The sequence below is a fragment of the Kitasatospora aureofaciens genome (genome assembly GCF_019192735.1).
In the GTDB taxonomy this organism is placed as follows: domain Bacteria; phylum Actinomycetota; class Actinomycetes; order Streptomycetales; family Streptomycetaceae; genus Kitasatospora; species Kitasatospora aureofaciens_A.
The window spans coordinates 1-1,218 of sequence record NZ_JAHTKP010000174.1; the positions used below are offsets into that span (position 1 = coordinate 1).

The following is a 1,218-nucleotide window of genomic DNA, read 5'->3' on the forward strand; positions in this document are numbered from 1 at the left end:
CTCGTCGTAGACGTTGCCGTGCGGGTCGACGTACTCGGTCTTGCCGCCGTGCTCGAACTTGACGGTGCCGGGCGGGAGTTCCTTGGTACCGGCGGGCAGCTTGATGGTGTCGTCGGCGCCCTTGATCGCGCCCTCGGGGATCTCGGTGCCGGGCGGGAGCTTGAACGAGCCGTCGGGGAGCTTGACGGCGCCCTCGGGGAGGGAGATCGCCTTGTCGAGGTTGATGCTGGGCATCTTGAAGTCGGTGATGCCCTTGAGGCCCTTGACGACGTCGCTGACCTTGGAGATGCCGAAGCCGGCGCCCTTGAAGACGTACGTCATCGGGTCGATGACCTTGCCGGCCTTGCCCGCGACGGACAGCGCCTTGGAGATCGCGCCGGCCTTGCCCGCGCCCTCCGCCGCCGCGCCCTCGCCGCCGGTGAAGACGGTGGTGAGCACGTTGAACGTGACGGCGCCGGCGGCGCGGGAGGGGTTCGAGCCCCACTGGTCCCACGCGAGGAGGGCCTTGCCGGTCTCCTTCATCGCGGTGCGCGACTCGCGGATCCAGGGCGGCAGGTCCTTGTCCGGGATGGCGAAGAACAGCGGGCCCACGCCGGGGATGGACATGATGGCGAGACCCGTTCCCAGCTTGGCGAGGCCGGTCCAGGCCTGCTTGCAGGCGTCCCAGCCCTGGAAGCCGACCAGGGTGCCCAGGCCCTTGATGGTGCCCCAGACGCCGTCGACGAAGACGCCCTTGCCGAACTCGATCACCTGGTCCGGCAGGTCCCACCAGGGGATGTCACGGTCGACGGCGCTGCCCCAGGGCAGGTCCTTGGAGTCCTTGAGGTCCTTGGCGTTGTAGCCGTACATGTCGTCGGCGTTGGAGCCGTCGTTGACACGCAGCGGCTTGCCGCCGACCAGGGCGACGATCTTGGCGTACGCGTCCCGCTCGACCGTCTGGAACTGGGTCCAGGCGTCGGCGATGTCGTTGCGCCGGTTGTTGTTCTCCTTGACCTTGTCGTCGTCCTGGCGCCAGTCGTGGTTCTTGTCGGCCATCGCCTTGAACGTCTCGGCCTGGGCCTTGAGGTTCTTGAGCTTGTCGGCGATCGGCGCGGCGTCCTTGGAGTACTGCCCCAGCGCGCCCGAGATCGTGCAGATGTCCTGGCTGAGCTTCAGCCCGAGGTCGGACACCGGCTTCGTCGTCGCGAACAGCTGGTCGGCCTCGGGCGCCTTGTAGAA

The 1,218-nt window shown here is 67.9% G+C and carries 1 pseudogene; it reads right to left on the reverse strand.

Annotation, left to right across the window (positions count from 1 at the left end):
- Positions 1-1,218 (reverse strand): annotated as a pseudogene (locus KV557_RS41825) (hypothetical protein); the annotation flags it as partial.